This window comes from Variovorax sp. 38R (assembly GCF_014843395.1).
Taxonomy (GTDB): domain Bacteria; phylum Pseudomonadota; class Gammaproteobacteria; order Burkholderiales; family Burkholderiaceae_C; genus Variovorax; species Variovorax paradoxus_H.
Window position 1 is genome coordinate 4,576,461 of record NZ_CP062121.1, and the last position, 24,604, is coordinate 4,601,064.

The following is a 24,604-nucleotide window of genomic DNA, read 5'->3' on the forward strand; positions in this document are numbered from 1 at the left end:
AGAGAAGGAACATCGCCATGCATGTGACCCGTTTCAGCGAGGCGCCGCACTACGAGGCGCCCAACCACTTCGACATGCGCTGCCTCCGCCTGCAGGGCAAGGAAGCCGGCCCCTCGACGCAGATGTGGATGGGCATGAGCCAGATCCTGCCCGGCGGCCACACCGGCCTGGACGGCTCGCCGATGGAAAAGCTCTACCTCGTGCTCGAGGGCGAGCTGCACATCGTCGGCGAACTCGACGGCGCACACCAGGAAGACGTGCTCCAGCCCTACGACAGCTGCCGCTTCGCACCCGGTGAAAAGCGCCAGCTCGAGAACCGCAGCAACCGCCCGGTGCTGGTGGCGCTGGTGATGGCGAACGCACCGCCCGCCTAGCGCCCTCCTTTCTCAGTCAGTCAGTCAGTCATTCATCGCTCGCACCAACAAATCAACGGAGACAAGACGCATGAAGCAGACATTCCCCTGGAGCCGCCGACAGGCGCTCACGATCGCCGCGGCGCTCGCGGCGTGCACGCTCGGCGGCGCGCACGCACAAGGCGCGTGGCCGGGCACGCAACCGATCAAGCTGGTCGTGCCCTTCACGGCGGGCAGCGGCACCGACATCGTCGCGCGCCTCGTCGCCGAGAAGCTCGGGCCCGCGCTGGGCACCAGCGTGATCGTCGACAACCGCCCCGGCGCGGGCGGCACGCTGGGTGCGGCCATCACCGCCAAGGCGCCGGCCGACGGCTACACGCTGCTGGTGCACTCAGCCGGCCACCTCGTGAACCCGTGGATCTACAAGGGCCTGTCGTACGACACGTTGAAAGACTTCACGGGCGTGACGCCGATGGCCAGCCTGCCCAACGTGCTGGTGACCGCGCCTTCGCACTTCACCGATGTGAAAGACCTCGTGGCCAAGGCAAAGGCCAAGCCCGGCGGGCTGAACTACGGCTCCGCGGGCAACGGCTCGGCCACGCACATGAATGCCGAGGTGTTCCGCCTCGCGGCCGGCGTCGATGCGCAGCATGTGCCCTTTCGCGGCACGCCCGAGGCCATGACCGAGGTGATGGCCGGGCGCGTCGACTGGTTTTTCGCGCCGATGGTGTCGGCGCTGCCGCTGATCAAGAGCGGCAAGCTGAAGGCGCTGGCCGTGGGCACCGCCGGCCGCTCGTCCGCCCTGCCCGATGCACCCACCACTGTGGAGGCCGGCGTGCCGGGCTCGGCCTACCTGTTCTGGGTCGGCCTGTTCGCGCCCGCCAGGACGCCGCAGCCCGTGGTGGAGCGCCTGCAGTCCGAGGTCGCGAAGATCATGGTCTCGCCCGAGCTGAAGGACCGGCTGGAGAAGCTCGGCGCCGAACCCTTCACCATGCCCACGGCGCAGTTCAACAAGTTCATCGCCGACGAGACCGCGAAGGCACAGCAGGTGGTCAAGGCCGCGGGCATCAAGGTGGACTGACGGCGGGCACCGCGCGACTCAGCGCAGCAGCCCCGCCAGCACCGGAACAAGCCCCGCACCACCGCCCACGGCGGCAGCACCGGCGCCCCACGCGACGGCACGCGGGCGGTACGGCAACAACAGCGCCACCGGCAACGCCCCCGCCGACAGAAAGCCCAGCCACGCGACCGTCCCGACCGTGGCGCCCCACGCCATCACGCAAGGCACGACAGCCGCGGCCAGCAGCACCACGCCGATCACGCGCAAGCCCATGCGCCAGCGCGCGGGCACTTCACGTCCGCGCGTGAGCTGCTCGTGGTGCCGGTCCATGGCAAAGCTCAGGCACGACATGCCCGCATAGGCCAGCGCGAAGCCAAGCAACGAAGCCCACACCGTCGTCATCGCGCCACCTTCCGCCGCAGATGACGCAGCGCACCCAGCGCCGCGAGCCCGAAGGCGACGGCGCCCAGTTCGACACCGAGGCTTTCCCAGTCACTGCGCAACAGCTGCGCCAGCAGGTGATCGCCCGTGGTCACGAAGTTCAGCACCGGCAGCAGCAGGCACAGCGCAGCCAGCGCACCGAGTTGCTCGCGCCACGCGCGCGCCGGCTGGCGCACGAAGGCATGCACCAGCGCCAGCGCCCACAGCGCAAAGAAGACCTGCAGTTCGCGGTCCGCGCGGTGCCCGATACCGACCGGCACCAGCCGGTTGGCCCACAGATAACCCACGCAGGCGATGGCGAGCCCGGCGATGGCCGCGACGTTCAGCGCTTCGACCAGCCGGTAGACCCGCGCCGTCGCGCCGCCGAATTCGCCGAGGTGCTTCTGGCGGCGCTTGACGATGAACAGCACCGCGCCCGAGCCCATCATCGCGGTGCCCGCGAGGCCGCACAAAAAGTAGAGCCACTTCATCGGCCAGCCGCCGAAGGTGACCATGTGCAGCCCGCTCATCGCCGACTGCGCGAGCATGGCCGCGCCGCCGTCTGCGGCGCCCGGCAGACGCACGCGCTGCACCTCGCCGGTGGCGGCCGAGAACTGCACCATGCCGGTGGTGGCGCTGAGCCGGCGCGCGGACTCGTCGTCGCCGTTCCATCCGTACACGCCGATGCGCGCGCCCGCGTCGCCCGGGTGGTCAATGACGACCGCGCGCACCGGCTGGCCCATGCGTTCCTGGCCGCGTGCCGCGAACGGTTCGAGCACCGGCACGGGCATCGCGCGGCCGGTGGCGGCGGGCTTGTCGCTGTCGCCCAGCTCGGACACGAAGCGCACCTGCGCCGCCGGGCCCGTGCCGTAGTGCAGCACCTTGCTCGCCGGCATGAAGCTGGTGCCCGAGATCACGAGGCCGGTGTAGGCGATCATGAACTGGAAGGGCAGCGTCAGCACCGCCACGGCGTTGTGCGCGTCGAGCCAGCTGCGCTGGCCTTTCTTGGGCCGGAAGGTGAAGAAGTCCTTGAAGATGCGCTTGTGCGTGATGACGCCCGACACCAGCGCCACCAGCATCGCCATGGCGGCGATGCCGACGATCCACAGGCCGACGGTGCCGGCGTGCAGCTCGTAGTGAAAGTCGACGAAGTGGTGGCCGCCCAGCGTGGCGCGCGCCGTGTGGCCGCCTTCTTCCGTCTGCAGCTTGCCGGTGGCAGGGTCGAGTGCAACGCCCGCGTACTGCCGGTTGGCGTCGAACCAGAACACGCGCAGCTCGCCACCGCCCTGCGCGTCCGAAGGCCACAGCTCCCACATCGAGGCGCCCGGGTGGTGCTCGGCCATGTAGGCCATGCCCCAGGCCAGGCGCTGTGCGCGATCGCCCGTGGGCTCGCCCTTCTCCTTCTTGGCTGCGGCGGCGGCTTCCTCGGCGTGGTGCTCCGGGGTCATCCAGTGGGTGATGGGCTCGTCGAACACGGCCAGCGTGCCGGTGAGGAACACCGCGAACAGCAGCCACGAGAACCACAGGCCGCACCAGGTGTGCAGCCAGGCCTGGGCCTGGCGGAAGCCGCCTTGCGAGGGCGCCTTGGTTGTCTTCGTGCTCATGCCCCGCCTCCCGCGCCGCGCAAGGCCAGGCCCAGCCCGGCCAGCACCACGGCCGGCAGCAGCAGGCCGGCCCAGGCGCGGGGCAACGACACGGGCGCGAACGCCCAGATCACGGCGACGGTGTAGACCGCGAAGCTGAACTGCATGCCCCCGAGCGCTGCCTCGGCGGGGCCGGCCGGCAGCACGGCGGCCAGGAAGACGGCGGCGGCCGAGGCCAGCGCGTAGCCGCCGAACACGGCGGCCGCGACGCGGGACAGCAGCCGCAGGGCGGGAGAAAAGGTGGAAGAGCGGGTGTTCATCGGGGACGAGGGGACAGGAAAGCGGGGCACGGAAATGCGTCCCTCCCCTACATGACAAACGAGAACGAAAAAAGGGTCATGCCCCCCGCCTTTTTCCGGTCAGAACGCGTAACTGAGCGTCGCCACCGCGTTGCGCGGCGTGCCGAAGTAGGCCTGCCCGTCGATGTTGCTGTAGTACTTCTTGTCGAACAGGTTCTCGATGTTCAGCTGCAGCGCCAGCTTGGGCGTGAAGGCGTAGCGCGCCATCAGGCTCACGACCGCGCGCGAGCCTTGCTGGTAGCGCAGGTCGACGTCGCCCACGCTGTACGCGTGGTAGGTGCGGTTCTGCCAGTTGACGCCGCCGCCCAGCGTGAGCCGGTGCCATTCGCCGGGCAGACGGTAGGTGGTGAACAGCGTGGCCTGCGTGGTCGGCATGGCGGTGTTGATGCGGTCGCCGTTGCCTTCGCGGCCCAGCGTGCGCGCGATGCCCGCGCTCAGCTGCCAGCCGGGGGCCAGCTCGCCCGACACCTGCAGCTCGATGCCCTTGCTGGTCACGCCGCGTGCGCCGTAGTAGGCGCCTTCGCTCGAGTTGGGCACGAGCTTGGTGCCGTCGCGCTGCGCCACGTTTTCCTGCTCGGCGCGGAACACGGCAATCGAGGTGTTGAGCTTGCCGTTGAAGTGCTCGCCCTTGAGGCCGATCTCGTAGCTCTTGCCGGTCACCGGGTCGAGGTAGGCGCCGCTGGCGTCGCGGTAGTTCTGCGGCTGGAAGATGTCGGTGTAGCTCGCGTACACCGAGTAGTTCTGGCTCAGGTCGTACACCAGGCCCGTGTAGGGCGTGAACACCTCGTGCTTGCGCGTGGTCGGGGCGTCGGCGGTCAGGCGCGTGGAGCGCCAGCTGTTCTGCCGACCGCCCACGATGAGCTTGAGCGAATCGGCGAGCGACAGGCGCGCGGCGCCGTAATAGCCGGTCTGGCGCGTCTTGGTGATGCCCGAAACCTTCAGCGGGTCCCAGGCCGGCTCGGGGTACGACGACGCATTCCAGTTGTAGAAGCTGCCAGTGTTGGGCAATGCACTGGTGCGCGGATGGCTGGCCTCCACGTAGCGCGACTGGCTGTTGGTGACGCCCACCACGAGCTCGTGCGTGCGGCCCAGCAACTTGAACGGACCGGTGGCCTGCAGGTCGAGGCTGTTCTGGCGGAACTCGTGCTCGAAGTAGCCGGGCAGCGAGCCCAGGCCGCGGCCGGTAAGGCGGTCGAGGCCGCCGAAGAGGTACAGCAGCTTGGCGTTCTGCTTGCTCTCGCGGTGCGAGCCGTTGGCCTTGAGCTTCCAGCCGTTGTCGAACTGGTGCGTGAGGTTCGCGAAGGCCGTGGTGGTGGTCGTGTCCCAGTGGGTCCACGGCGTGCCGATGGTCTTGGAGCGGTCCCAGCGCGTGGCCGTGCCGTCGCTGAAGGTCAACGGCAGGCCGCCCCAGGTCGACGAGGTGGGCCGGGTGGCCTGCGACTCGATGCCCACGCTCAGCGTGGTGCTTGGCGACAGGTCGGCATCGACCACGCCGTACAGCACGTGCTTGCGGCCGTGGTACATGTCGATGAAGGAGTCGCGGTCTTCCGTCATGCCGATGATGCGGGCGCGCACGCGGCCGTCTTTGGTCACCGGGGTCTGCAGGTCGACCGTGCCGCGGCGCAGGTTCCACGAGCCCAGCGCGAGCGATGCGCTGCCGGCGAACACCTTGCTGTCGGCGTGCTTGCGCACCAGGTTCACCGAAGCCGACGGGTTGCCCGCGCCGGTGAGCAGCCCGGTCGAGCCGCGCACGACCTCGATGCGGTCGTACAGCACCGGGTCGTTGGTGGAGGCGCCGAAGAAGTCGGTCGTGACCGTGGTCGGCACGCCGTCGTACTGGTAGTTGTCGATATAGAAACCGCGCGCGTACAGGTCGGTGCGGTCGCTGTCGGAGCTCACGGCAAACACGCCGGGCACGTTCTGCATGGCCTGGCCCAGCGACAGCAGGTTCTGGTCGTCGATCTGCTGGCGCGTGATGACGGTGACCGACTGCGGCGTCTCTCGCGGCGAGAGCGCCAGCCCCGTGGCTGCCGCCGTGGCGCGCGTGGTGTAGCTGCCGGTGCCTTCGGTGGTGCCGCTGCGGTCGGCGTCGGCCGTGACGGTGACGGGCGAGAGCGTGTCGATGCCGCCCTGCCCTGCGTTCCCTGCGACAGACGCGCCGGCCTCGCGGCGGTTCAGCGTGTAGCTGCCGTCGGTGCGCGCCACCACCTGCAGGCCGCTGCCCGCAAGCAGGCGCTCGATGGCTTCACGCGCGGTGTAGCGGCCCGACAACGCGGGGCTGCTGCGCCCCTGCGTCAGCGCCGGGTCGAACGACAGCGCGATGCCGTTGCCCGCCGCGAAGGTGGCGAGCGTGCGGCCCAGCGGGCCGGCGGGAATGTCGTAGGCGCGGGACGCGGCGGCGTCGAGCGGTGACGACGATGGCGACGCCTGCGCGAAGGCCGGCCCTCCCGCGCCGGCCAGGCCGCCGAGGGCGAGCGCCATCAGGGCATGGCGAAGGACGGTGTTCAGGCGGCGCTCTGCGAACGGGCGCAAGGCGGACGGGCGGGATGCGGACATGGAGACGGGCCTTTCGGTTGGGCAACAACGGTGAGTTCTTCACCCTCCTTGCCAGCCGAAACGAAAAAAAGTCTCACCCCCGGATCGAAATATTTTTCGAGGCGCCCGTCGCGTCTGCATCTTCTTGTCCCGTACGCGGCACGAGCGTGACCCAGTAGCCGCGCAGGCGCGTGGCCGCGTCCACCGGGTAGGTCGACACCAGCATGCGCAGCACGCCGTCGGTGTCGGCCAGCGGAAAGGCGCCCGAGATGCGCAGGTCGGCCACGGCCGCGTCGCATTGCAGCAGGCCGGGGCGGTAGCGCGACAGCTCGGCGGCGAAGTCGGCCAGCCGCATGCCGTCGGCGAGCAGCATGCCCTGCGTCCAGGCCAGCACCGAGGCGTCCGCCGGGCTGACGTTGTCGATGCCGTCGGCCGTGAAGCGGGCCTGCTGCCCCGCCGGCAGCACGCGCGCGGCGGCCCGGTCGGGCGTGATGCGCACCGCGCCTTCGAGCACGGCGATGTGCGTGGCGCCGCCCGCTTCCTTGCGCACGCTGAAGCGCGTGCCCAAGGCTTCCAGCGTGCCGCCGGCACTGGCCACGCGAAACGGGCGGTGTGCGGCGGCGGGGTCGGGCGCGGTGGCGATGAAGATCTCGCCCGCGTGCAGCACGATGAGGCGCTGCGTGCCGTCGAAATGCACATCGACCGCGCTGGCGGTGTTGAGCGTGAGGCGGCTGCCGTCGGCCAGCCGCAGTTCGCGGCGCTCGCCGGTGCCGGTGCGGTGCCCGGCCATCCAGCCGCGTTCGTCCGCCATCTCGACCGCCTGCCAGCCGAGCCATCCGGCGGGCACGGCCGCGAGCAGCACGGCCAGCCGGCCGAGGGTGGCGCGGCGGTTGTTCGCGTTGCCGCGCGCGGGTCGTGCGAGCGACGACATCGCCAGCGCCGGTGGCAGGCCGCCGAGCTTGTTCATCAGCTGTTCGGCGCGGGCCCAGGCGCGGGCGTGGTCGGGATGGCTCTGGCGCCAGCGCTCGCAGGCGCGGCGGTCTTCGTCGGTGACGGCGCTGTCGTGCAGCCGCATCAGCCATTCGGCGGCTTCGTCGAGCACACGCGGGGCGAGCGTCGACGTTTCGAAATTCATGGCGCTCATGCCATCACCGCCAGGCACCCGCGGAAGCCCTGCTGCATGTAGCGCTTGACCGTGACGAGCGACACGCCCAGCTCGCGCGCGATGTCTTCGTACTTCATGCCGTCGAGCTGCGACAGCAGGAAGGCCCGGCGTGCGAGCGGCTTGAGGGCGTCGAGCATGGCGTCGATCTCGTGCAGCGTCTGCAGGATCACCAGCCGCTGCTCGGGCGACGGCGCCTCGGGCTCGGGCATCACGGCCAGCGCCTCGAGGTAGGCGCGCTCCAGCGCCTGGCGCTGGTACCAGTTCACGAGGATGTTCTTGGCCACGCTCGTGAGGTAGGCGCGCGGCTGCGCAATGACCTCGGGGTTGCGCGCCGTCAGCAGCCGCGCGAAGGTGTCCTGCGCCAGGTCGGCCGCGTCACACGAGTTGCCGAGCTTCTTGCGCAGCCACGACTGGAGCCAGCCATGGTGGTCGCTGTAGAGGGTGTGGACTTGCTGGAAGGCGGCTTCGGCAGCGGACATGGCGGGCGGCACGGCGGCCGGAACGCCGCTTACAAATAAGAATTATTCTCATTTTAAGCAAAAAGGCCGCAGTGCCGCCCTCCCCGTGCTTCCGAGCGCCTCGGCTCAGGCCTGCCGGGCCAGTGCGACCGCGTCCGCCCCCGCCGGATAGCGCAGCGTCGCCTCCGTGTCGTTCGCGGCGCGCCAAACGGCCTCGGCCACGTCGGCCGCCGTGGTCACTTCTGTCGGATTGCCCAGCGCCGCGAAGACGGTCTGCGCGAGCGGTGCGTAGTCCGGCGGGATCAGGCCCTGCATGCGCTGCGCCCCGTTCTCGGTGAAGCGTGTGCCGGGCCCGTAGCCCGGCTCGACAAGCTTCACGCGCACGTTGAACGCCGCCAGCTCGAAGGCGAGCGAGGCGGTGAAGCCCTCGATGGCCGTCTTGCTCGCGGTGTACGCCGCCACGAGCGGCATCGGCGCGAGCGTGACGGTCGAGGTGACGTTGACCAGCAGCCCCGCGCGCCTTGCCCGGAACTGCGGCAGCACGGCCTGCGCCATGGCCATCATGCCGAAGGTGTTGGTCTCGAACACCTCGCGCACGGTGGCCATGGGCGTGGCCTCGAAGGCGCCGAAGAGACCGACACCGGCGTTGTTCACGAGCACGTCGATCGGGCCCGCGCTCTCGATGGCGGCGGCGATGCTGTCGGGTTGCGTCACGTCCAGCGACAGCACGCGCAGGTTCGGCGCGTCGGGAAAGAGGTCGTCGCGCGGCGTGCGCATGGTGGCGATGACGCGCCAGCCCTGGGCGTGGAAGTGGCGTGCGGTGGCCAGGCCGTAGCCGGACGAGCAGCCGGTGATCAGTGCGGTTTTCAATGGGGTTCCTTCGAGGTGGGTGATGAAGAGCCCCAACGATAGGAGCCACTGGCCGGACTCGCTACCATCGAACGTCGCCATTTCTTTTGCAGGAGTCCAGCCATGGCCGATCCACTCGCCGAGGTCATCGCGCTGCTTCGGCCGCGCGCCGTGTATTCCAAGGTGATCGCGGGCGCCGGCGCCTGGGCCGTGCGCTACACGGCCTTCGGCCAACCCAGCTTCTGCACGATGCTCGAGGGCGACTGCATCCTGACGGTCGATGGGCAGCCGCCGCTGGCGCTGGCCGCCGGCGACTTCCTGCTGATGCCGGCCACGCCCGGCTTCACGCTGTCGGGGCTCACGCCGGCGCCGCCGGTGTTTCTCGATCCGCATGAACAGGCGGCGCGCGAGGACGCACACGGCGAGGTCCGCCACGGCGATCGCGAAGGCCCGCCCGACGTGCGCATGCTCGGCGGTTACTTCGCCTTCGATTCGCCGGACGCCGCCTTGATGGTGTCGCTGTTGCCCTCGGTGCTGCACATGCGCGGCGTCGCGCGGCTGTCGCTGCTGGTGCAGCTCGTGCGCGAAGAGTCCATGGCGCAGCGGCCGGGGCGCGACCTCGTGCTCGGGCGGCTGGTCGAGGTGCTGCTGATCGAGGCGCTGCGCTCGGCGCCCGGCGAAGGCGCGCCGCCGGGGCTGCTGCGCGCGCTGGCCGACAGCCGACTGGCCGCCGCCGTGCGGCACATGCACGCCGACCCCGCGCGTTCATGGACGGTGGAAGAACTCGCCGGCAAGGCCGCGCTTTCGCGCTCGGCGTTCTTCGAGCGCTTCTCGCGCGCCGTCGGCCTGCCGCCGATGGAATACCTGCTCGCGTGGCGCATGGCGATCGCCAAGGACCTGCTGCGCCGCGGCGGCTGTGCGCCGACAGACGTGGCCGCGCGCGTCGGCTATGCCTCGGCCAGCACCTTCAGCACGGCGTTCAGCCGCCATGTGGGCCAGGCGCCGGGGCGCTACGCGCGCCAGCCGTCGTAGCAGATGCAGAAGATGTGGCTGTGGCTCAAGCCGCTGGCTGCTCGGCTTCCTGCAGCAACCGCCACATCACCTTCCCACTCCCGCTCTTCGGCAGCGCATCCACAAACGCCACCTTGCGCGGAATCTTGTAGACCGCCATGTTCTCGCGGCACCAGTCGATGATCTGCTGCTCGGTCGTGTCCTTGTGCGTGGTGCGCAGCACCACCACGGCCTTGACCGATTCGCCGCGGTAGTCGTCCTTGGTCGAGATGACGCAGGCTTCCTGGATCGCGGGGTGGCGGAACATCAGCAGTTCGACCTCGGCCGGCCACACCTTGAAGCCGCTCGCATTGATCATGCGTTTCAGGCGGTCGGTGATGAAGAAGTAGCCCTCCTCGTCCATGCGGCCCATGTCGCCCGAGCGGAAGAAGCGCTTGCCCTCGAACTCGACAAAAGCGGACCTCGTGGCGTCGGGGCGCTTCCAGTAGCCCTGGAACACCTCGGGGCCGTGGATGATGATTTCGCCCGATTCGCCGATGGGCATTTCCTGCAGCGTGTCGGGGTCGACCACGCGTGCGTCGGTGCTCATGAACGGAATGCCCAGGCACTGCTGCTTGGGGTGGTCCGAGGGGTTCGTGTGCGAGGGCGCGGCCGTTTCGGTGAGGCCGTAGCCTTCCTGGTACTTCAGGCCGTACTGCTCGAACAGGCGCTGCGCCACGGCCTGCGGCATGGCGGCGCCGCCGCCGCCGATGTGGGTCATGCTCGTGAGGTCGTAGCTCGCGAAGTTGGGGCTGGCCATGAGGTCGATGACCATGGTCGGGATGTTGGTCCAGCTCGTGACCTTCCAGCGCGAGATGAGCCGGCCCGCCACGTCGCGGTCCCAGCGCGGCATGATGACCAGCGTGGCCGCCGCGAGGATCGAGGTGTGCATCATGCTCACCACGCCGGTGATGTGGAACATCGGCACCACGGCCAGCACCACCGCCTCCGACGTCGCCTGGCCCCAGAGCTGGCCGGCCGTCGCGTTGTGCATGAGGCTCGAATGGTGGTGCACGCAGCCCTTGGGCAGGCCGGTGGTGCCGCTGGTGTAGGGCAGCAGCGCCATGTCGTTGGCGCCCACCACATGCGCAGGCGCCGGGTGGCCGGCCGCGAGCGCATCGGTCCACGCCGTCACTTGGCCGTCGGCCAGCGCGGGCAGCGGATGGCGCGTGCCGAGCCAGTCGGCCCAGGCCGGCGCGGGAGCGTCGTCGCCGGTCACGTTGGCATCGAAGGCGTCGGTGAACTGCGTCACGATGACGTGCGACAGGCGCTGCTCGGCCGGCAGTGCGTCGCTGGCCTTGGCCAGCTCGGCCGCGAGGTCGCCGGTGGTGATCGCCACCTTGGCATCGGGGTCGGTGATGTAGTGCTTGAGCTCTTCGGCCCGGTTCATCGGGTTGACCGGCACCACGACGGCGTTGGCGCGCAGGATCGCGAAATGCGCGATCACCAGCTGCGGGCAGTTCTGCATGTTCAGCACCACGCGGTCGCCGCGCTGCACGCCCAGCGCATGCAGCGTGCCGGCCAGCCGCTCGACCTGGTCGGCCACGTCGCGGTAACTCAGCACGCGGCCGAAGAAGACCAGCGCGGCCTTGTCGGGGTAGCGCGCCGCCGAGGTCGCGAGGTTGTGCCACAGCGAGGTGGCGGGCACGGTGATCGAATGCGGGAGGCGCTTGGGCCAGAACTTGTAATGCGGGCGTGGTTGCATGGTCTGTGAACGGGCGGGGGGGAAAGGAAGGGAAAGAAGAAAGCGGTGCGACAAAGGCGCAGCGCGCCAGCCTAAGACGCACCGGCCGCCGCTCCCATCGGGGAAGCCCTCGGGGCGTCACCTTGGCGACGCCCATTTGTCGTACGTCGGTCATGCGAACGCATCGGCTATCGTGCGGACTCCGCTTCACCGTGCCCGCCTGTCATGCCTGATCCCGCCCGACAAACCCTCCGCCGACGCATCGTCCTCTTCGGTGCCACGCTGGCCGCGACAGGCTGCGCGCTGGTCTCCAGGTTCGGACCGCAGGAGCCGGCGACATCCTCGCAGCCCAAGGAACAACCGACCTGGTTCATGGCCGACTGCTGGCTCGGCACCGAGGAGGTGGTTCCACCCCTCCCCAAGAAAAGCAGCAAGGGCGGCGGCTCGATGTTCGGAACCCTGACGCTCGCCACCGGCAGCTTCCAGTGGCGCGTGAACTACGCGCGCCTGAGCGGGCCGGCAACGAGCGCGGGCTTCCATGGCCCGGCCGCCAAGGGCAGCAACGGCCCGCTGGTGATCCAGCTGCCGCCGCACAGCCAGGCCGAGCGCCGCGACCCGGAAGGCGACGGCTATGAGCTGACCGGCACGAGCACGTTGACGCCGGCACAAATGGCCGACCTCATGGCCGGCCTCTGGTACGTCAGCGTGTCGACCCAGGCCTGGCCGGCGGGCGAAGTCCGGGGTCAGATGAAGCACAGCACGGCCGGCGTGCACGGCGTCTGAGATCGGCCCGGGCGCGATCATCGCCACGTGCGATGCGCCCTGCGACTACAGACAGGCGCGGCTTTCGGAGCGATACCTGCGGTTCTCCCTCCGAGCAACCCTCCACCCCCCTGACTGAAGGAATAGCCATGGCAGCAGAAAAGCACGCAAGCGTTCACTGGGAAGGCGCCGGCAAGACCGGCAAGGGCCAGGTCAGCACCGAGACCGGCGCCCTGAAAGACTACCCCTACGGCTTCGCCAGCCGCTTCGAAGACGACCGGCGCGGCACCAACCCCGAGGAAATCGTCGGCGCGGCCCATGCGGCCTGCTTCACGATGGCCTTTGCCTTCGCGCTCGAAAAGGAAGGCCTAGCCGCCACCAAGATCGACACCCGCGCCGCCGTGCGCCTGGCCAAGGACGGCGACGGTTTCAAGATCGATCGCATCGCGCTGGAACTCGACGCCAGCGTGCCGAACCTCGACGAGGCGAAGTTCCAGCAGATCGCGGCCGCGGCCAAGGCCGGCTGCCCGCTGTCGAAAGCGCTGGCAAGCGTGCCCGAGATCACGCTGAAGGCGACGCTGGCCGGCTGATCGCGCTGCTTATGATCGTCTCCACAACAAGGAGACGGATCATGAACAAGCCCACCCGGACCGCACTGGCGGTCCTTTCTTTCGCCCTCGGCGCGCTCGGTACCACGGCGGCCATGGCCGCCTACCCCGACAAGCCGATCAAGGTCGTCATCGGCTTCCCGGCCGGCGGCCCGCTCGACCAGCATGCGCGCCTGCTCACCGACAAGCTGCAGGCCGTGCTCGGCCAGCCGCTGATCGTCGACTACAAGCCCGGCGCGGGCGGTTCGGTGGGTGCCGACTTCGTCGCCAAGAGCCCGGCCGACGGCTACACGCTGATGCTGGCCAACACCGGCGTGGCGGTGATCAACGGCGCGCTCTACAGCAAGCTGCCCTACAACACGCAGCGCGACTTCGTGCCCATCGCGCGCACGGCCATGCAGCCGCTGGCGTTGCTGGTGACGCCGAAGCTGCCGGTGCAGAACCTGAAGCAGTTCATCGACTACGCCAAGGCGCGGCCCGGCCAGATCAACTACGGCTCGGCCGGCAACGGCGGCATCAGCCACCTCGTGCCCGAGATGTTCAAGACCGCGACCGGCATCTTCATGGTGCACATCCCCTACCGCGGCAGCGCCCCGGCCTTCACCGACCTGATGGGCGGGCAGGTGCAGTTCATGGCCGAATCGATTCCGCAGGCCGCCAACTATCACAAGCAGGGCAAGGTGCGCGCGCTGGCCGTGACCAGCCGCGAGCGCAACCCCGCGCTGCCCGATGTGCCGACCGTCATCGAGTCGGGCGTGAAGGGCTTCGAGGTGGTGGGCTTCTACGGCTTCCTCGCGCCGAAGGACACGCCGAAAGACGTGGTCGCCAAACTGAGCGATGCGTTCAAGCAGGTGCTGACCAGCCCCGAGGTGCGCGAGCGCATGGTGAGCCAGGGTGCGGACCCGGCCTACCTGGGCAGCGAAGACTTCGCGCGCTTCCTGGCAACGGAAACGCCGCGCTGGGACAAGGCGGTGAAGGCGTCGGGCGCGCGGATGGATTGAACCCCGCCAGCGTGCCTCACGTTCAAGGCGGCGTGGCCGCGTGCCGCTCCAGCTGTGCGCGGTCGAGCAGCTCGATGCTGCGGTAGCGCACGCGCAGCGTGCCGTCTTCTTCCCACAGCTTCAGCAGCCGGTTCACGCTCTGGCGCGACACGCCGAGCATGAACGACAGGTCTTCCTGCGACACGCCCAGCAGCGTGCCGCCGCCGTCCTCCGCCGGCGTGGCCGCGCGCGCATCGAGCGTCAGCAACCGGTGCGCGAGCCGCACGGGCAGCGGCATCAGGATCACGTCGTCGATCCAGGCCAGCGCCTGGCGCAGCCGCAGGCACACGAGCCGGGTGAAGGCCATGTGCACATCCGGGTGCTCCGCCACCAGCCGATGAAAGTCGGCCGCCGCGACCACGGCCATCTCGGTGGTGTCGACCGCGCAGGTGTCGTAGACGCGCTCGCGCCCCACGAGCAAAGAGACCTCGCCGAACCAGTGGCCCGGCTCCAGCATCGCGATCACCGCTTCGCGCCCGCCCGGGGCGACCACGCTCACGCGCAATGAGCCGCTGACCACGCCGAACAGCGCATCGGGCGACGAGCCCTTGTGGAACAGCGATTCGCCGCGCACCAGCGTGCGCCGGTGCGCCACCGCGAGCAGCCGCTGCTGCACGTCTTCGGCCAGCCGCATGTCGCTGTTGTGCACGGGCGAGTGCGGCGCATCCGACTCGGCGGGGCTGGCGGAAAGGGAGGAGCGTGGCATCGCGGGTTTGTCCGGGGCATCGATTGCCAACACCGGACAGTCTGGGTTCGAGGGGCTGTCGATAGTACGCAGGCCACCCGGGTCGACGCATTCGCGGCAACCCGATATCCCCTGCCACCCCTGTCACATGGAGCACACCCCGATGACCACCCTGACCGACCTGCAAGCCCGCCGCGAGCGCCTCGTGCTCGACCATTTCGCCGACGAGACCCGGCAGGATTTCGACGCGGTGCTCGGCACCTTTCCGCATCCGCACTACGAGCTGATTCCCAGCGGCGAGGTGCACGACGGCATTGCCGACGTGCGCCAGTACTACACCGACACGCGCCGCGCCTTCCCCGACCAGCGGCACGAGATCATCCAGCTGCGCCATGCCGACGATTCGGTGATCGTCGAGTTCTGGCTGCTCGGCACGCACCGCGGCCCGCTCAAGGGCCTGCCGCCGACGGGCAACAGCTTTCGCTGCCGCATGAACGCCTTCTTCATCTTCGAGGGCGACCGCCTGGTCTGCGAGCGCGTGTACTTCGACACGCTGACGATGCTGCGCCAGCTGCTGGTGGGCGTGCCTCCCGAGATGGTGGGCGGCCTGGTCGCCGGCCTGCTCGGCCAGTCAGCGCCACAACCCGAGGCCGCTGCGGCATGACCGACGCGCTCGCCCGGCCGCTCGAAGGTCGCCATGCGATCGTGACCGGCGGTGCGCGCGGCATCGGCCTGGCCATCGCGCGGCGCTGCCTGGCGAACGGTGCGAGCGCCGCGCTGTGGGACGTCGAGGCCGCGATGCTGGCGGATGCGGTGGCGCAACTGGCGCCGCTGGGCACCGTGGTCACGGCACTGGTCGATGTGCGCGACGAAGTGCAGATCGCACGCGCGGCTTCGCAGTCGCAGGAGCGCTTCGGCCGCGTCGACGTCCTCGTCAACAACGCGGGCGTGCTCGGGCCGACCGTGCCCGCGTGGGAACACACCCCAGCGCAATGGCGCGACGTGCTCGACATCAATCTCACGGGCGCCTGGCTGTGCTGCCGCGCGATCGCGCCGGTGATGCTCGCGCAGCGGCGCGGGCGCATCGTCAACATCGCCTCGGTCGCAGGCAAGGAGGGCAACGGACTCAACGCGGCCTATTCGGCGTCGAAGGCCGGGCTCATCTCGCTGACCAAGTCGCTCGGCAAGGAGCTGGCGTCATCGGGCGTGCTGGTGAACTGCATCACGCCGTCGGCGGCTGATACGGCCGTCTTCGCGGGCGTGCGTGCCGAGCACCGCGAACAACTGCGCACCGCCCTGCTTTCGCGCGTGCCGATGGGGCGCTTTGTCGACGTCGACGAGGTGGCGGCGATGGCGGCCTGGCTTGCGTCGGACGAGTGCTCGTTCAGTACCGGGGCAGTGTTCGATATCTCTGGCGGGCGCTCGATGTACTGAGCGACGAACCCCAAAGCCCACGCATCCAGACACAGGAGACCCCCATGACCCGAGACCCCGACCCCACCGGCTTCGCGCAGATCGCCGAACTCGACGGCACGCGCCACGCCGCCATGCCGCAAGACCGCCTGCGCGCCATCCGCCACGGCGCCGACGCCCTGCGCGAGCGTCTGCTCGACGCACCGCCCGTTCACTTCGCGCGCAGCTTCAACCTGCTGCGCATTCCGTACCCCGCGTGGTTCGCCTTCACCGGTGTGTACTCGCAGCAGCTGCTCAAGCCGCACATGGTGCATCTGCTGGCGCGCACCGTGCTCATCCAGTACGACGACTTCGAAGGCCGGCTGCGCACGCTGCTCTTCACGCCGGCCGACTTCGAGGCCGGCAACGAAACGCCCTACTTCAAGCGCCTGAGCGAGCAGACGCCGAAGTTCCTGCACAAGGCCATCGCGCCGGTCTACCAGACGGTGCTGCAGGCACTTGCGAGCTGCGGCGTGGCGCCCGAGCAGATCGACTACATCACCTACGACCACCTGCACACGCAGGACGTTCGGCGCTGGCTCGGCAGCGCAGGTGCGTCGGGCCTGCTGCCGAATGCGAAGCTGCTGGTGCATCGCCAGGAGCTCGCGAACGTGCAGGGCCTGCTGCCCGTGCAGGCCGAGTGGTACTGCCCGCACGGCCTGGACGGGGTGCCGGCCGAACGCATCGTCGCCTTCGACGGCAGCCTGCAGCTTGGCCGGGGCGTCGCGCTGGTCCACACGCCGGGGCACACCGAAGGCAACCATTCGCTGGTGTACCGCGGTGCCGACGGCCTGCGCGTGAGCAGCGAGAACGGCGTGGCGGCCGACAGCTGGGCACCGCTGCAGTCGCGCCACAACGGCATCCGCCGCTATGCGCAGGCCACGGGCGCGGAGGTGATCCTCAACGGCAACACGCAGGAGAGCAGCAACGACCAGTACCTGTCGATGGTGCTCGAGAAGACGCTGGCAGGCACCTCGGCGCTGCACGGGTTCAGCAACGTGGTGCCGTCGGCCGAGTGCTCGCCGCACTGGCTATTTCCGGGCGCACCTACGAGCCACCTGTGGGGCGAAACCAGCTTCGGCACGCTCGTGCGGGCCTGACCCGCCGGCACACGCACCACAGCCAAACAAGAAGGAGACACACCGATGAACACCGCCACCCTCGATGCCACCGACGCGCGCACACCGGCCTCGGCCGATGCGCGCGAAGACGCCGCGCTCTTTCGCAAGATCACCTGGCGGCTGATGCCGCTGCTGTGTGCCTGCTACGTGCTGAACTACCTGGACCGCACCAACGTCGGCTACGCGCAGCTGCAGATGAAGGACCAGCTGGGCTTCAGCGACGCGGTGTTCGGCCTGGGCGCCGGCATCTTCTTTCTCGGCTATGCGGTGTTCGAGATTCCGAGCAACCTGATGCTCGCGAAGATCGGCGTGCGCGCCACGCTGCTGCGCATCATGGGCCTGTGGGGCCTGGCCTCGGCGGCCATGATGTTCGCCACCACGCCCACGCAGTTCTACGTGCTGCGCTTTCTCATCGGCGTGTTCGAGGCCGGCTTTGCACCGGGCGTGCTGTTCTACCTGACGCTGTGGTTTCCCTCGCGCCGCCGCGCGCAGGCCACCGCGCTGTTCTTCATGGCCTTCGGCGCGGCACCGATCGTCGCGGGGCCGATCGCCGGGCTCACGATGACCTACCTCGACGGCGTGCTGGCGCTGCGCGGCTGGCAGTGGCTGTTCCTGCTCGAAGGCCTGCCGAGCGTGCTGCTGGGCGTGATCGCCTTCCGCGTGCTGTCGAACAGCCCGGCGCAGGCGCCGTGGCTTTCGGCCGCAGAGAAGCAGCGCGTGGCGCGCCTGCTGGCCGAGGACCAGGCCGCGCACGGCGCCGCCGGACGCCACACCTTCGGCGCGGCGATGCGCGACGGGCGCGTGTGGCTGATCGGCTTCATGTCCTTCCTGATCATCCTGGGCATCTATGCGCTGTCGTTCTGGCAACCGACGATCCTCAAGTCGATGGGGCTCAGCGTGCTGCAGATCGGCTTCTATTCGGTGATTCCCGCCATCGCAGGCATTGCGGCCAACATCCTCGTGGGGCGGCACTCCGACCGGCACCAGGAACGCCGCTGGCACTTCGCGCTGGGCGCGCTCACGGGCGCGGCCGGCCTGGCGTTGACCACGCTCTTCATGCAGAGCCCCGTGGCCGCCGTGCTGTGCCTGGCGCTCGCGTCGATGGGCATCTCGAGCGCCTTCACCGTGCTGTGGGCGATTCCGGGCAGCTTCATGTCGAAGAGCGCCGCAGCGGCGGGCATTGCGCTCATCAGCACCATCGGCGGCAGCGCGGGGCTGGTGGCGCCGATGATGGTGGGCGCGCTCAAGACGCTCACAGGCGGCTTCACGGCCAGCCTGTATGTGCTGAGCGGTGCGCTGGTGCTGTCGGCGCTGCTCATGCTGGTGGCCCTGCCCCGGAGCGCGCTCGGCAAGCGGTAGCACGCACCGCCGGCACTGCCCGGCCGGCCCATTTCGGTGCACACAGCTTGCATACCAGTTGGCACAGAAGCTGCTGGTATGCAGGCCTATGGCCATCTCCGCATCCGAAATCAGTGCACGCATCGTCAAAGCGGTGATGGCGCAGAAGCTTGCGCCCGGGGCGCGCCTGGGCGAGCAGCCGCTCGCGATGCTGTTCGACTGCAGCCGCACCATCGTGCGCGAAGCGCTCACGCGGCTGGCCGCGCGCGGCATCGTCACGGTGAGCGCGCGGCGCGGCTGGTTCGTCATCGAGCCTTCGCAGGACGAAGCGCGCGAGGCTTTCGAGGCGCGGCGCGTGATCGAGCTCGGGCTGATCCGCAGCACCGGCCGGCTCGACAAGGCCGCCCTGCGCCAGTTGAAAGCGCACCTTCAGCGTGAAAAGGCCGCACTGAAAGAGAGCGACGTCGGCCACCGCAGCTTCCTGCTGGGCGACTTCCATGTATGCCTGGCCGAATGCCTGGGCAACACGCTGCTGGCCGACACGCTGCGCGACTTCACCGCGCGCACCACGCTGATCGCCATGCTCTACCAGAGCACGCACGACGCGGTGCAGTCGTGCGAAGACCACGTGCAGATCGTCGCGGCGCTGGAGCGCGGCGACCACGCCGCCGCCGAGGCGCTGATGGCCGAACACATCGGCACGGTGCAGTCGGCGCTGCGCGTGCAGGCGCCCACCGACCCGCTCGCGCAGCTGCGCGATGCACTGGCACCGCTGAACAACACCCCCACCGCCCCCACGCCGAAGCGCCGCCGCAAGGCCGTGCCTGCCGACGACGCCACCGATTCATCGACCTACCTAGGAGCCCTGCTATGACCACGTTCACCACTTCCGCATCCCGTCGCCTCGCCCTCGCGCTGGCCTCCGCCGCCCTGCTGGCCGCCACCGGCGCCGCCCAGGCGCAGAACGCGCTCGACAACGTGCTCAAGGCCAAGACCATCAAGATCGCGGTGCCCACCGACTACCCGCCGTATGGCTCGGTCGATCGCAACATGCAGCCGCAGGGCCTCGACGTGGAGATGGCGCAGCTCATCGCCACCAAGCTCGGCGTGAAGGTCGAGCTGGTGCCGGTGACCAGCGCGAACCGCATTCCCTACCTGCAGACGCGCAAGGCCGACCTCGTGATCTCCACGCTCGGCAAGAACGTCGAGCGCGAGAAGGTGATCGATTTCAGCGCGGCCTACGCACCCTTCTTCCAGGCCGTGTATGCGGGCAAGAGCATGAAGCTCACCAGCTTCGCCGACATGGCCGGCAAGACCGTCGCCGTGACGCGCGGCGCCATGGAAGACCAGGAACTGAACAAGGTGGCGCCGTCGAACGTCGACTACCGCCGCTTCGAGGACAACAACGCGACGATCGCGGCCTTCGTGGCCGGTCAGACGCAAACCATCGCCACCAGCGCGGCGGTCGCCGGCGACATGCTCGCCAAGAACCCGAAGGTGAGCGCCGAGTTCAAGCTGCTGCTGAAAGACAGCCCCTGCTTCATCGGCATCGCGAAGGGCGAAACCGCATTGAAGACCCGGGTCAACGAGATCATTGCCGCCGCCAAGAAGGACGGCACGCTCGACGCGATGTCCAAGAAGTGGCTCGGCAAGGCGGCCGGCGACCTGCCGGTCTGACCGAAAGACGCGGCCATGGGCATTGAATTCGACTTCGGCGCCGTGCTCGCCGAGTGGCCGCTGTTGCTGCGCGGCGTGGCATGGACCCTCGGCCTCACGGCCGTGGGCACGGTGCTCGGCCTCGCCGTGGGCACGCTGTGCGCGTGGGCGCGGTCGGGCGGGCCGACGTGGCTGCGCGTGCTCGCCGGCACCTACGTGGAGTTGATCCGCAACACGCCCTTCATCGTGCAACTGTTCTTCATCTTCTTCGGCCTGCCGGCCGCGGGCGTGAAGCTCTCGCCCGAGGTGGCATCGATCATCGCGATGGTGATGAACCTCGGCGCGTACTCCACCGAGATCATCCGCGCCGGCATCGAGGCCACGCCCAAGGGGCAGATCGAGGCCGCCGTGAGCCTGGCGCTCAGCAAGGCGCAGGTGTTCCTGCGCGTGGTGCTGCCGCCCGCGCTCAAGAAGGTGTGGCCCGCGATGGTGAGCCAGATCGTCATCGTGATGCTGGGCTCGGCGGTGTGCGGACAGATCTCGACCGAGGAGCTGAGCTACGCAGCCAACCTGATCCAGAGCCGCAACTTCCGCGCTTTTGAGTCCTTCATCGTCGCCACGCTGCTGTACCTCGCGCTGGCCGTGGCGCTGCGCCGGTTGCTCAACTGGGCCGGGCCGCGTTTCTTCTTCGGTCGCTGACCGCGAGGCACTTTCACCATGGTCGACTTTTCTTTGTGGGACATCCTGCGCAACCTGCTGATGGCGCTGCGCTGGACGGTCGTGCTCTCGCTCATCGCCTTCGTCGGCGGCGGCATCGTGGGCGGGCTGCTGCTGTTCGCGCGGCTGCGCGGCGGCAAGGCGGCGGCGCGGGCCGTGGGCCTGTACGTGCAGCTGTTCCAGGGCACGCCGCTGCTGATGCAGCTGTTTCTCGCCTACTTCGGCATTGCGCTGTTCGGCATCGACGTGTCGGCGTGGACGGCCGCGAGCGTGGCGCTCACGCTGTACACGAGCGCCTTTCTCACCGAGATCTGGCGTGGCTGCGTGGCCTCGATTCCGAAGGGCCAGTGGGAAGCCTCGGGCAGCCTGGCGCTGAGCTTCGGCGAGCAGATGCGCCACGTGATCCTGCCGCAGGCCGTGACGATCGCCATTGCACCCACCGTCGGTTTTCTGGTGCAGGTGATCAAGGGCACGGCGCTGGCGTCGGTGATCGGCTTTGTCGAACTCACCAAGGCCGGCAGCATGATTTCGAACGCCACCTTCCAGCCGTTCGTGGTGTTCAGCTGCGTCGCCCTGCTTTACTTCGTGCTGTGCTTCCCCGTGAGCCTGTACGCCAAGACCCTCGAGAGGAAGACCCATGGCCGCCGTGCTTGAACAAAAAACACAACCCGAAGCCGCAACGTTCGCCGCGCCCATCGTGCGCATCACGGCGCTGCGCAAGTCCTACGGCACGAACGAGGTGCTCAAGGGCATCGACCTCGACGTGAAGCGCGGCGAGGTGATCGCCATCATCGGCAAGAGCGGCTCGGGCAAGAGCACGCTGCTGCGTTGCATCAACGGCCTCGAGGTGTTCCAGGAAGGTGCGCTCACGGTCGACGGCAAGCCGCTGCTGCACGAGAGCGCGATGGCCATGCGCACGCTGCGCCAGCGCGTGGGCATGATCTTTCAGGGCTTCAACCTGTTCCCGCACCTCACGGTCGGCAAGAACGTGATGCTCGCGCCCACGCTCGTGAAAAAGCGCTCATCGATGGAAGCCGCTTCACAGGCGCGCAAGCTGCTCGAACGCGTGGGTCTGGCCGAGAAGTTCGATGCAATGCCCGACCAGTTGTCGGGCGGCCAGCAACAGCGCGTGGCCATTGCGCGCGCACTCGCGATGGAACCGGCCGTGCTGCTGTGCGACGAGATCACCTCGGCGCTCGACCCCGAACTGGTGGGCGAGGTGCTGCGCGTGGTGGAGTCGCTGGCCGACGAAGGCATGACGCTCTTGATGGTCACGCACGAGATGAGCTTTGCGCGCAAGGTCAGCGACCGCGTGATCTTCATGCACCAGGGCCGCGTGCACGAGATGGGCCCACCGGCGGAACTGTTCGGTGCGCCGCAGACGCCGGAGCTGAAGCAGTTTCTGTCGTCGCTGCACGACTGACTTGGCCCTTGCGGGCTTGCCGGCTTGCCGGCTTGCCGGCTATGGGCGCTGCGATTCGTCGATGCTGATCCGCAACTCTGCGGCCAGCGGCGGCAGGCGTTGCGAACCGTGCTTCTCGACCTCTTCGCCCGCCGCCAGCAGGTGCTGCACCTGCTGGAACAATTCGCCCCCGGCCGGGGTCAGTTGCACGCCCTGCTGGCTGCGGGCGAACAGAACGTGCCCGAGGATGCCCTCGAGCTCCCTCACGCGGGCCGTGATGGCCGGCTGGCTGACGAAGAGGTGGCGGGCCGCCGCGTTGACGGAGCCCAGTGTTGCAGCCCAGTGAAAGGCCTCCAGCTGCCGGAAGGTGATGCGAAGCACCGCAACCGCCTCAGCCAGGAGGGGGAGTGGCAAGGGTGCGGATGGTCGTGGGGGCCTGTTCGCTCTTGTGCTTCATGTCTGCCTTCTTTCAAAGCCATCCAATCGCATCGAATGGCGGCGGGCCATGCAACGGGGAACTCCAATTTTGCGAATTCCCAAGAGTGGAAAAATTATCAAAACCAGATCAATTCAAGATTGAGATTTTTTCACATTCAATTCCCGAATCAATTGGCACCTGGAGATGCAAGGAAGCATCTTCTCGCGCCATTGAAATCTAGTGCATTAACAGTTGTAGTTGAAGCGAAATTTTCTGAAATCGAACTTTTTTATTATAAAAAGTGCGACTGAATCGCCGACGGAAATCCGTAGGCGATGGCGTCACGACGCCGCCAGGGCATGCGCTCGCCAGGACTGCAAGCCCTCCGCCCCGAAGCGTTCGGCGATCCGGTGCAGCCAGATGGTGAAGTGCGCCGGGGCCCGCGCCAGTTCGTGGTGCAGATCGGGCAACGCCAGCCATCGCCACTCGCGCACCTCGCGGGGGTCGGGTTGCGGCAGGTCGCGCGCGATGCCGACGAACACGTGGTCGTACTCGTGCTCGATCAGTTCTTTCGACACGGCCTCACGATAAAGAAAGGCGGCCACCGGCTGCAATGCACACTGCAGGCCCAGCTCTTCGTGCAGGCGGCGCACGGCGGCGGCGCCGGTCTCTTCGTCGGGGCGCGGATGCCCGCAACAGCTGTTGCTCCACAGGCCAGGAGAGTGGTACTTGCCCAGTGCGCGCTGCTGCAGCAGCACCTGGCCCTGCGTGTCGAAGAGGAAGATCGAAAACGCCCGATGCAGGACGCCCTCGCGATGCGCATTCATCTTATCGACCGCGTGCAGGGGGCGGTCTTCGGCGTCCACCGCGATCAGAAACTCTTTCATGAGGTGCTCCAGAAGTGCGGGCCGGGGAACCCGGCGAGCCCCTCGTTTCAGCGTGCGGGGGGCGCCGGGACATCGAGCCGGTTCTTTAGCATGGATCGGATTCCGGATCGCCATAAGGAATTCAAATTAAAACAAAACAGCTACATCGATGAGAGCGCCTGAGAATTTAATACATACAAATAATTACATAAATAACAATAATATCGATGCCGGTTTATCAATGCTTTCAATTTTTTCCTGAAAGACGCTCCGCACATTTCAAACCGCAGTTCCTGGTTCACCTTCGTGCCCCGACAAGCCCCCGGCCGAGTTACCCTCACCCCATGGCCCGCGTTCGCACCGCATCGATCATTCGCCCGCTCTTGCGAGAGCGGGTGGGTTAGCGCACGGTTCAAAGCCACGCCATCCAACCCGCCCCAGGAGGCGGGTTTTTCTTGTCCGTCTCCTGAGGTTCTTTCCCCCAACCTGCAGGAGATCGAATGACGCCGACACCACCCACACTTCCCTCGCCCGTGCTGCACATGGTCTGCGGCAAGATCGGCGCCGGAAAGTCCACGCTGACCCGGCGCCTCGCGCAGGCGGCCGCCACCGTGTGCATCAGCGAAGACACCTGGCTCGCGACGCTCTACCCCGATGAAATCCACACGTTGCCCGACTACGTGCGCGCCTCGGGCCGGCTGAAGCAGGCGATGGGCGAGCACGTCTGCGCACTGCTCGGCGCGGGCGTGTCGGTGGTGCTCGACTTTCCGGCCAACACCGTGAGCAACCGCGCCTGGGCGCGCGGCCTTTTCGAGCAGGCCGGCGCGGCGCACCAACTGCACTTTCTCGATGTGCCGGACGACGTCTGCAAGGCGCGGCTGCGTGCGCGCAATGCGGCGGGCGAGCACCCGTTCGAAACCTCCGACGCCGAGTTCGACCTGATCACCCGCCACTTCGTGCCGCCGACGGCCGAGGAAGGATTCCATGTGATCCGCCACGGCCAGGGTCTGTAAGCTGCCCGCC

27 protein-coding genes are annotated in these 24,604 nt (G+C 68.4%); 16 read left to right on the forward strand and 11 right to left on the reverse strand.

Going from position 1 to position 24,604, the window contains the following annotated elements; genetic code table 11:
* Window positions 1-17: 17 nt before the first annotated feature.
* Both IG196_RS21110 and IG196_RS21115 read left to right on the forward strand, forming a co-directional pair.
* The gene (locus IG196_RS21110; protein WP_192192869.1) at window positions 18-374 is read left to right on the forward strand and encodes a cupin domain-containing protein; all 357 of its coding nucleotides are present in this window, start codon (window positions 18-20) and stop codon (window positions 372-374) included.
* 70 nt (window positions 375-444) lie between these two features.
* Window positions 445-1,434, forward strand: a complete 990-nt coding sequence (locus IG196_RS21115) for a Bug family tripartite tricarboxylate transporter substrate binding protein (RefSeq protein ID WP_192192870.1) — start codon at window positions 445-447, stop codon at window positions 1,432-1,434.
* Window positions 1,435-1,452: 18 nt separating this feature from the next.
* On the opposite strand, the gene IG196_RS21120 is transcribed toward IG196_RS21115, so the two are convergent.
* The 7 genes from IG196_RS21120 to IG196_RS21150 form a co-directional block, all read right to left on the reverse strand.
* Window positions 1,453-1,815, reverse strand: a complete 363-nt coding sequence (locus IG196_RS21120; RefSeq protein ID WP_192192871.1) for a DUF3325 domain-containing protein — start codon at window positions 1,813-1,815, stop codon at window positions 1,453-1,455.
* The gene (locus IG196_RS21125; protein ID WP_192192872.1) at window positions 1,812-3,437 is read right to left on the reverse strand and encodes a PepSY-associated TM helix domain-containing protein; all 1,626 of its coding nucleotides are present in this window, start codon (window positions 3,435-3,437) and stop codon (window positions 1,812-1,814) included. Before IG196_RS21125 ends, IG196_RS21120 begins: the two co-directional genes overlap by 4 nt.
* Window positions 3,434-3,736 carry a DUF3649 domain-containing protein gene (locus IG196_RS21130; RefSeq protein ID WP_101489507.1) on the reverse strand — a complete coding sequence of 101 codons (303 nt, stop codon included), beginning with the start codon at window positions 3,734-3,736 and terminating at the stop codon, window positions 3,434-3,436. The genes IG196_RS21125 and IG196_RS21130 overlap by 4 nt, the downstream gene beginning before the upstream one ends.
* A 99-nt stretch (window positions 3,737-3,835) precedes the next feature.
* Window positions 3,836-6,331, reverse strand: a complete 2,496-nt coding sequence (fhuE, locus tag IG196_RS21135; protein ID WP_192192873.1) for a ferric-rhodotorulic acid/ferric-coprogen receptor FhuE — start codon at window positions 6,329-6,331, stop codon at window positions 3,836-3,838.
* Window positions 6,332-6,404: 73 nt separating this feature from the next.
* Window positions 6,405-7,454 (reverse strand): FecR domain-containing protein, encoded by a 1,050-nt coding sequence (locus IG196_RS21140; protein ID WP_225616755.1) that lies wholly within the window; start codon window positions 7,452-7,454, stop codon window positions 6,405-6,407.
* The gene (locus IG196_RS21145; protein ID WP_153282851.1) at window positions 7,451-7,954 is read right to left on the reverse strand and encodes a sigma-70 family RNA polymerase sigma factor; all 504 of its coding nucleotides are present in this window, start codon (window positions 7,952-7,954) and stop codon (window positions 7,451-7,453) included. Before IG196_RS21145 ends, IG196_RS21140 begins: the two co-directional genes overlap by 4 nt.
* A gap of 105 nt (window positions 7,955-8,059) precedes the next feature.
* Entirely contained in the window at window positions 8,060-8,803 is a 744-nt protein-coding gene (locus IG196_RS21150) for an SDR family oxidoreductase (protein WP_192192874.1), read from the reverse strand.
* A gap of 102 nt (window positions 8,804-8,905) precedes the next feature.
* On the opposite strand from IG196_RS21150, the gene IG196_RS21155 reads away from it, so the two are divergent.
* The gene (locus tag IG196_RS21155) at window positions 8,906-9,814 is read left to right on the forward strand and encodes an AraC family transcriptional regulator (protein WP_192192875.1); all 909 of its coding nucleotides are present in this window, start codon (window positions 8,906-8,908) and stop codon (window positions 9,812-9,814) included.
* A 25-nt stretch (window positions 9,815-9,839) separates the two neighbouring features.
* Here the strand turns inward: IG196_RS21155 and IG196_RS21160 are convergent, their stop codons facing one another.
* Window positions 9,840-11,537: a long-chain fatty acid--CoA ligase gene (locus tag IG196_RS21160; protein ID WP_192192876.1), complete on the reverse strand. Its 1,698-nt coding sequence runs from the start codon at window positions 11,535-11,537 to the stop codon at window positions 9,840-9,842.
* Between the two features lie 204 nt (window positions 11,538-11,741).
* Here IG196_RS21160 and IG196_RS21165 point away from each other — a divergent pair, with 204 nt between their 5' ends.
* From IG196_RS21165 to IG196_RS21175, 3 genes are all read left to right on the forward strand, one after another.
* Window positions 11,742-12,299, forward strand: a complete 558-nt coding sequence (locus IG196_RS21165; RefSeq protein ID WP_192192877.1) for a CHRD domain-containing protein — start codon at window positions 11,742-11,744, stop codon at window positions 12,297-12,299.
* 128 nt (window positions 12,300-12,427) lie between these two features.
* The gene (locus IG196_RS21170; protein ID WP_192192878.1) at window positions 12,428-12,868 is read left to right on the forward strand and encodes an OsmC family protein; all 441 of its coding nucleotides are present in this window, start codon (window positions 12,428-12,430) and stop codon (window positions 12,866-12,868) included.
* Between the two features lie 41 nt (window positions 12,869-12,909).
* Window positions 12,910-13,887 carry a Bug family tripartite tricarboxylate transporter substrate binding protein gene (locus tag IG196_RS21175; protein WP_192192879.1) on the forward strand — a complete coding sequence of 326 codons (978 nt, stop codon included), beginning with the start codon at window positions 12,910-12,912 and terminating at the stop codon, window positions 13,885-13,887.
* A 22-nt stretch (window positions 13,888-13,909) separates the two neighbouring features.
* Here IG196_RS21175 and IG196_RS21180 read toward each other — a convergent pair whose 3' ends face one another.
* A complete protein-coding gene (locus IG196_RS21180; RefSeq protein WP_192192880.1) occupies window positions 13,910-14,632 on the reverse strand; it encodes a Crp/Fnr family transcriptional regulator in 723 nt (240 codons plus the stop codon).
* A 142-nt stretch (window positions 14,633-14,774) separates the two neighbouring features.
* On the opposite strand from IG196_RS21180, the gene IG196_RS21185 reads away from it, so the two are divergent.
* The 9 genes from IG196_RS21185 (at window position 14,775) to IG196_RS21225 (ending at window position 22,318) form a co-directional block, all read left to right on the forward strand.
* Window positions 14,775-15,275 (forward strand): ester cyclase, encoded by a 501-nt coding sequence (locus IG196_RS21185; protein ID WP_225616756.1) that lies wholly within the window; start codon window positions 14,775-14,777, stop codon window positions 15,273-15,275.
* The gene (locus tag IG196_RS21190) at window positions 15,272-16,045 is read left to right on the forward strand and encodes an SDR family NAD(P)-dependent oxidoreductase (protein ID WP_192192882.1); all 774 of its coding nucleotides are present in this window, start codon (window positions 15,272-15,274) and stop codon (window positions 16,043-16,045) included. Before IG196_RS21185 ends, IG196_RS21190 begins: the two co-directional genes overlap by 4 nt.
* Window positions 16,046-16,089: 44 nt before the next feature.
* Window positions 16,090-17,163 (forward strand): hypothetical protein, encoded by a 1,074-nt coding sequence (locus IG196_RS21195; RefSeq protein ID WP_192192883.1) that lies wholly within the window; start codon window positions 16,090-16,092, stop codon window positions 17,161-17,163.
* 45 nt (window positions 17,164-17,208) lie between these two features.
* Window positions 17,209-18,543 carry an MFS transporter gene (locus tag IG196_RS21200; RefSeq protein WP_192192884.1) on the forward strand — a complete coding sequence of 445 codons (1,335 nt, stop codon included), beginning with the start codon at window positions 17,209-17,211 and terminating at the stop codon, window positions 18,541-18,543.
* An 88-nt stretch (window positions 18,544-18,631) separates the two neighbouring features.
* Window positions 18,632-19,396, forward strand: a complete 765-nt coding sequence (locus IG196_RS21205) for a GntR family transcriptional regulator (RefSeq protein WP_192192885.1) — start codon at window positions 18,632-18,634, stop codon at window positions 19,394-19,396.
* On the forward strand, window positions 19,393-20,199 hold the full coding sequence (locus tag IG196_RS21210) for a transporter substrate-binding domain-containing protein (protein ID WP_153282839.1): 807 nt from the start codon (window positions 19,393-19,395) through the stop codon (window positions 20,197-20,199). Before IG196_RS21205 ends, IG196_RS21210 begins: the two co-directional genes overlap by 4 nt.
* Before the next feature lie 15 nt (window positions 20,200-20,214).
* Window positions 20,215-20,877, forward strand: coding sequence for an amino acid ABC transporter permease (locus IG196_RS21215; protein ID WP_192192886.1), 663 nt, complete (start codon window positions 20,215-20,217; stop codon window positions 20,875-20,877).
* An 18-nt stretch (window positions 20,878-20,895) separates the two neighbouring features.
* Complete coding sequence (locus IG196_RS21220; RefSeq protein WP_192192887.1) at window positions 20,896-21,549, forward strand: amino acid ABC transporter permease; 654 nt, start codon at window positions 20,896-20,898, stop codon at window positions 21,547-21,549.
* Window positions 21,533-22,318 (forward strand): amino acid ABC transporter ATP-binding protein, encoded by a 786-nt coding sequence (locus tag IG196_RS21225; RefSeq protein WP_225616757.1) that lies wholly within the window; start codon window positions 21,533-21,535, stop codon window positions 22,316-22,318. The genes IG196_RS21220 and IG196_RS21225 overlap by 17 nt, the downstream gene beginning before the upstream one ends.
* Before the next feature lie 39 nt (window positions 22,319-22,357).
* Here IG196_RS21225 and IG196_RS21230 read toward each other — a convergent pair whose 3' ends face one another.
* Window positions 22,358-22,678: a LysR family transcriptional regulator gene (locus IG196_RS21230; RefSeq protein ID WP_192192888.1), complete on the reverse strand. Its 321-nt coding sequence runs from the start codon at window positions 22,676-22,678 to the stop codon at window positions 22,358-22,360.
* 378 nt (window positions 22,679-23,056) lie between these two features.
* Entirely contained in the window at window positions 23,057-23,602 is a 546-nt protein-coding gene (gene idi, locus IG196_RS21235) for an isopentenyl-diphosphate Delta-isomerase (protein WP_192192889.1), read from the reverse strand.
* A 479-nt stretch (window positions 23,603-24,081) separates the two neighbouring features.
* Here idi and IG196_RS21240 point away from each other — a divergent pair, with 479 nt between their 5' ends.
* On the forward strand, window positions 24,082-24,594 hold the full coding sequence (locus IG196_RS21240) for an AAA family ATPase (protein WP_192192890.1): 513 nt from the start codon (window positions 24,082-24,084) through the stop codon (window positions 24,592-24,594).
* Window positions 24,595-24,604 lie beyond the last annotated feature (10 nt).

Excerpts from the sequence above, each read along its gene's own strand:
- IG196_RS21240 (WP_192192890.1), top strand. The coding sequence starts at position 24,082 with ATGACGCCGACACCACCCACACTTCCCTCGCCCGTGCTGCACATGGTC.
- IG196_RS21170 (WP_192192878.1), top strand. The coding sequence starts at position 12,428 with ATGGCAGCAGAAAAGCACGCAAGCGTTCACTGGGAAGGCGCCGGCAAG.
- IG196_RS21195 (WP_192192883.1), top strand. The coding sequence starts at position 16,090 with ATGACCCGAGACCCCGACCCCACCGGCTTCGCGCAGATCGCCGAACTC.
- IG196_RS21115 (WP_192192870.1), top strand. The coding sequence starts at position 445 with ATGAAGCAGACATTCCCCTGGAGCCGCCGACAGGCGCTCACGATCGCC.
- IG196_RS21205 (WP_192192885.1), top strand. The coding sequence starts at position 18,632 with ATGGCCATCTCCGCATCCGAAATCAGTGCACGCATCGTCAAAGCGGTG.
- IG196_RS21215 (WP_192192886.1), top strand. The coding sequence starts at position 20,215 with ATGGGCATTGAATTCGACTTCGGCGCCGTGCTCGCCGAGTGGCCGCTG.
- IG196_RS21130 (WP_101489507.1), bottom strand. The coding sequence starts at position 3,736 with ATGAACACCCGCTCTTCCACCTTTTCTCCCGCCCTGCGGCTGCTGTCC.
- IG196_RS21175 (WP_192192879.1), top strand. The coding sequence starts at position 12,910 with ATGAACAAGCCCACCCGGACCGCACTGGCGGTCCTTTCTTTCGCCCTC.
- IG196_RS21160 (WP_192192876.1), bottom strand. The coding sequence starts at position 11,537 with ATGCAACCACGCCCGCATTACAAGTTCTGGCCCAAGCGCCTCCCGCAT.
- fhuE (WP_192192873.1), bottom strand. The coding sequence starts at position 6,331 with ATGTCCGCATCCCGCCCGTCCGCCTTGCGCCCGTTCGCAGAGCGCCGC.
- IG196_RS21220 (WP_192192887.1), top strand. The coding sequence starts at position 20,896 with ATGGTCGACTTTTCTTTGTGGGACATCCTGCGCAACCTGCTGATGGCG.
- IG196_RS21155 (WP_192192875.1), top strand. The coding sequence starts at position 8,906 with ATGGCCGATCCACTCGCCGAGGTCATCGCGCTGCTTCGGCCGCGCGCC.
- IG196_RS21165 (WP_192192877.1), top strand. The coding sequence starts at position 11,742 with ATGCCTGATCCCGCCCGACAAACCCTCCGCCGACGCATCGTCCTCTTC.
- IG196_RS21190 (WP_192192882.1), top strand. The coding sequence starts at position 15,272 with ATGACCGACGCGCTCGCCCGGCCGCTCGAAGGTCGCCATGCGATCGTG.
- IG196_RS21180 (WP_192192880.1), bottom strand. The coding sequence starts at position 14,632 with ATGCCACGCTCCTCCCTTTCCGCCAGCCCCGCCGAGTCGGATGCGCCG.
- IG196_RS21200 (WP_192192884.1), top strand. The coding sequence starts at position 17,209 with ATGAACACCGCCACCCTCGATGCCACCGACGCGCGCACACCGGCCTCG.
- idi (WP_192192889.1), bottom strand. The coding sequence starts at position 23,602 with ATGAAAGAGTTTCTGATCGCGGTGGACGCCGAAGACCGCCCCCTGCAC.
- IG196_RS21125 (WP_192192872.1), bottom strand. The coding sequence starts at position 3,437 with ATGAGCACGAAGACAACCAAGGCGCCCTCGCAAGGCGGCTTCCGCCAG.
- IG196_RS21120 (WP_192192871.1), bottom strand. The coding sequence starts at position 1,815 with ATGACGACGGTGTGGGCTTCGTTGCTTGGCTTCGCGCTGGCCTATGCG.
- IG196_RS21185 (WP_225616756.1), top strand. The coding sequence starts at position 14,775 with ATGACCACCCTGACCGACCTGCAAGCCCGCCGCGAGCGCCTCGTGCTC.
- IG196_RS21225 (WP_225616757.1), top strand. The coding sequence starts at position 21,533 with ATGGCCGCCGTGCTTGAACAAAAAACACAACCCGAAGCCGCAACGTTC.
- IG196_RS21140 (WP_225616755.1), bottom strand. The coding sequence starts at position 7,454 with ATGAGCGCCATGAATTTCGAAACGTCGACGCTCGCCCCGCGTGTGCTC.
- IG196_RS21110 (WP_192192869.1), top strand. The coding sequence starts at position 18 with ATGCATGTGACCCGTTTCAGCGAGGCGCCGCACTACGAGGCGCCCAAC.
- IG196_RS21210 (WP_153282839.1), top strand. The coding sequence starts at position 19,393 with ATGACCACGTTCACCACTTCCGCATCCCGTCGCCTCGCCCTCGCGCTG.
- IG196_RS21145 (WP_153282851.1), bottom strand. The coding sequence starts at position 7,954 with ATGTCCGCTGCCGAAGCCGCCTTCCAGCAAGTCCACACCCTCTACAGC.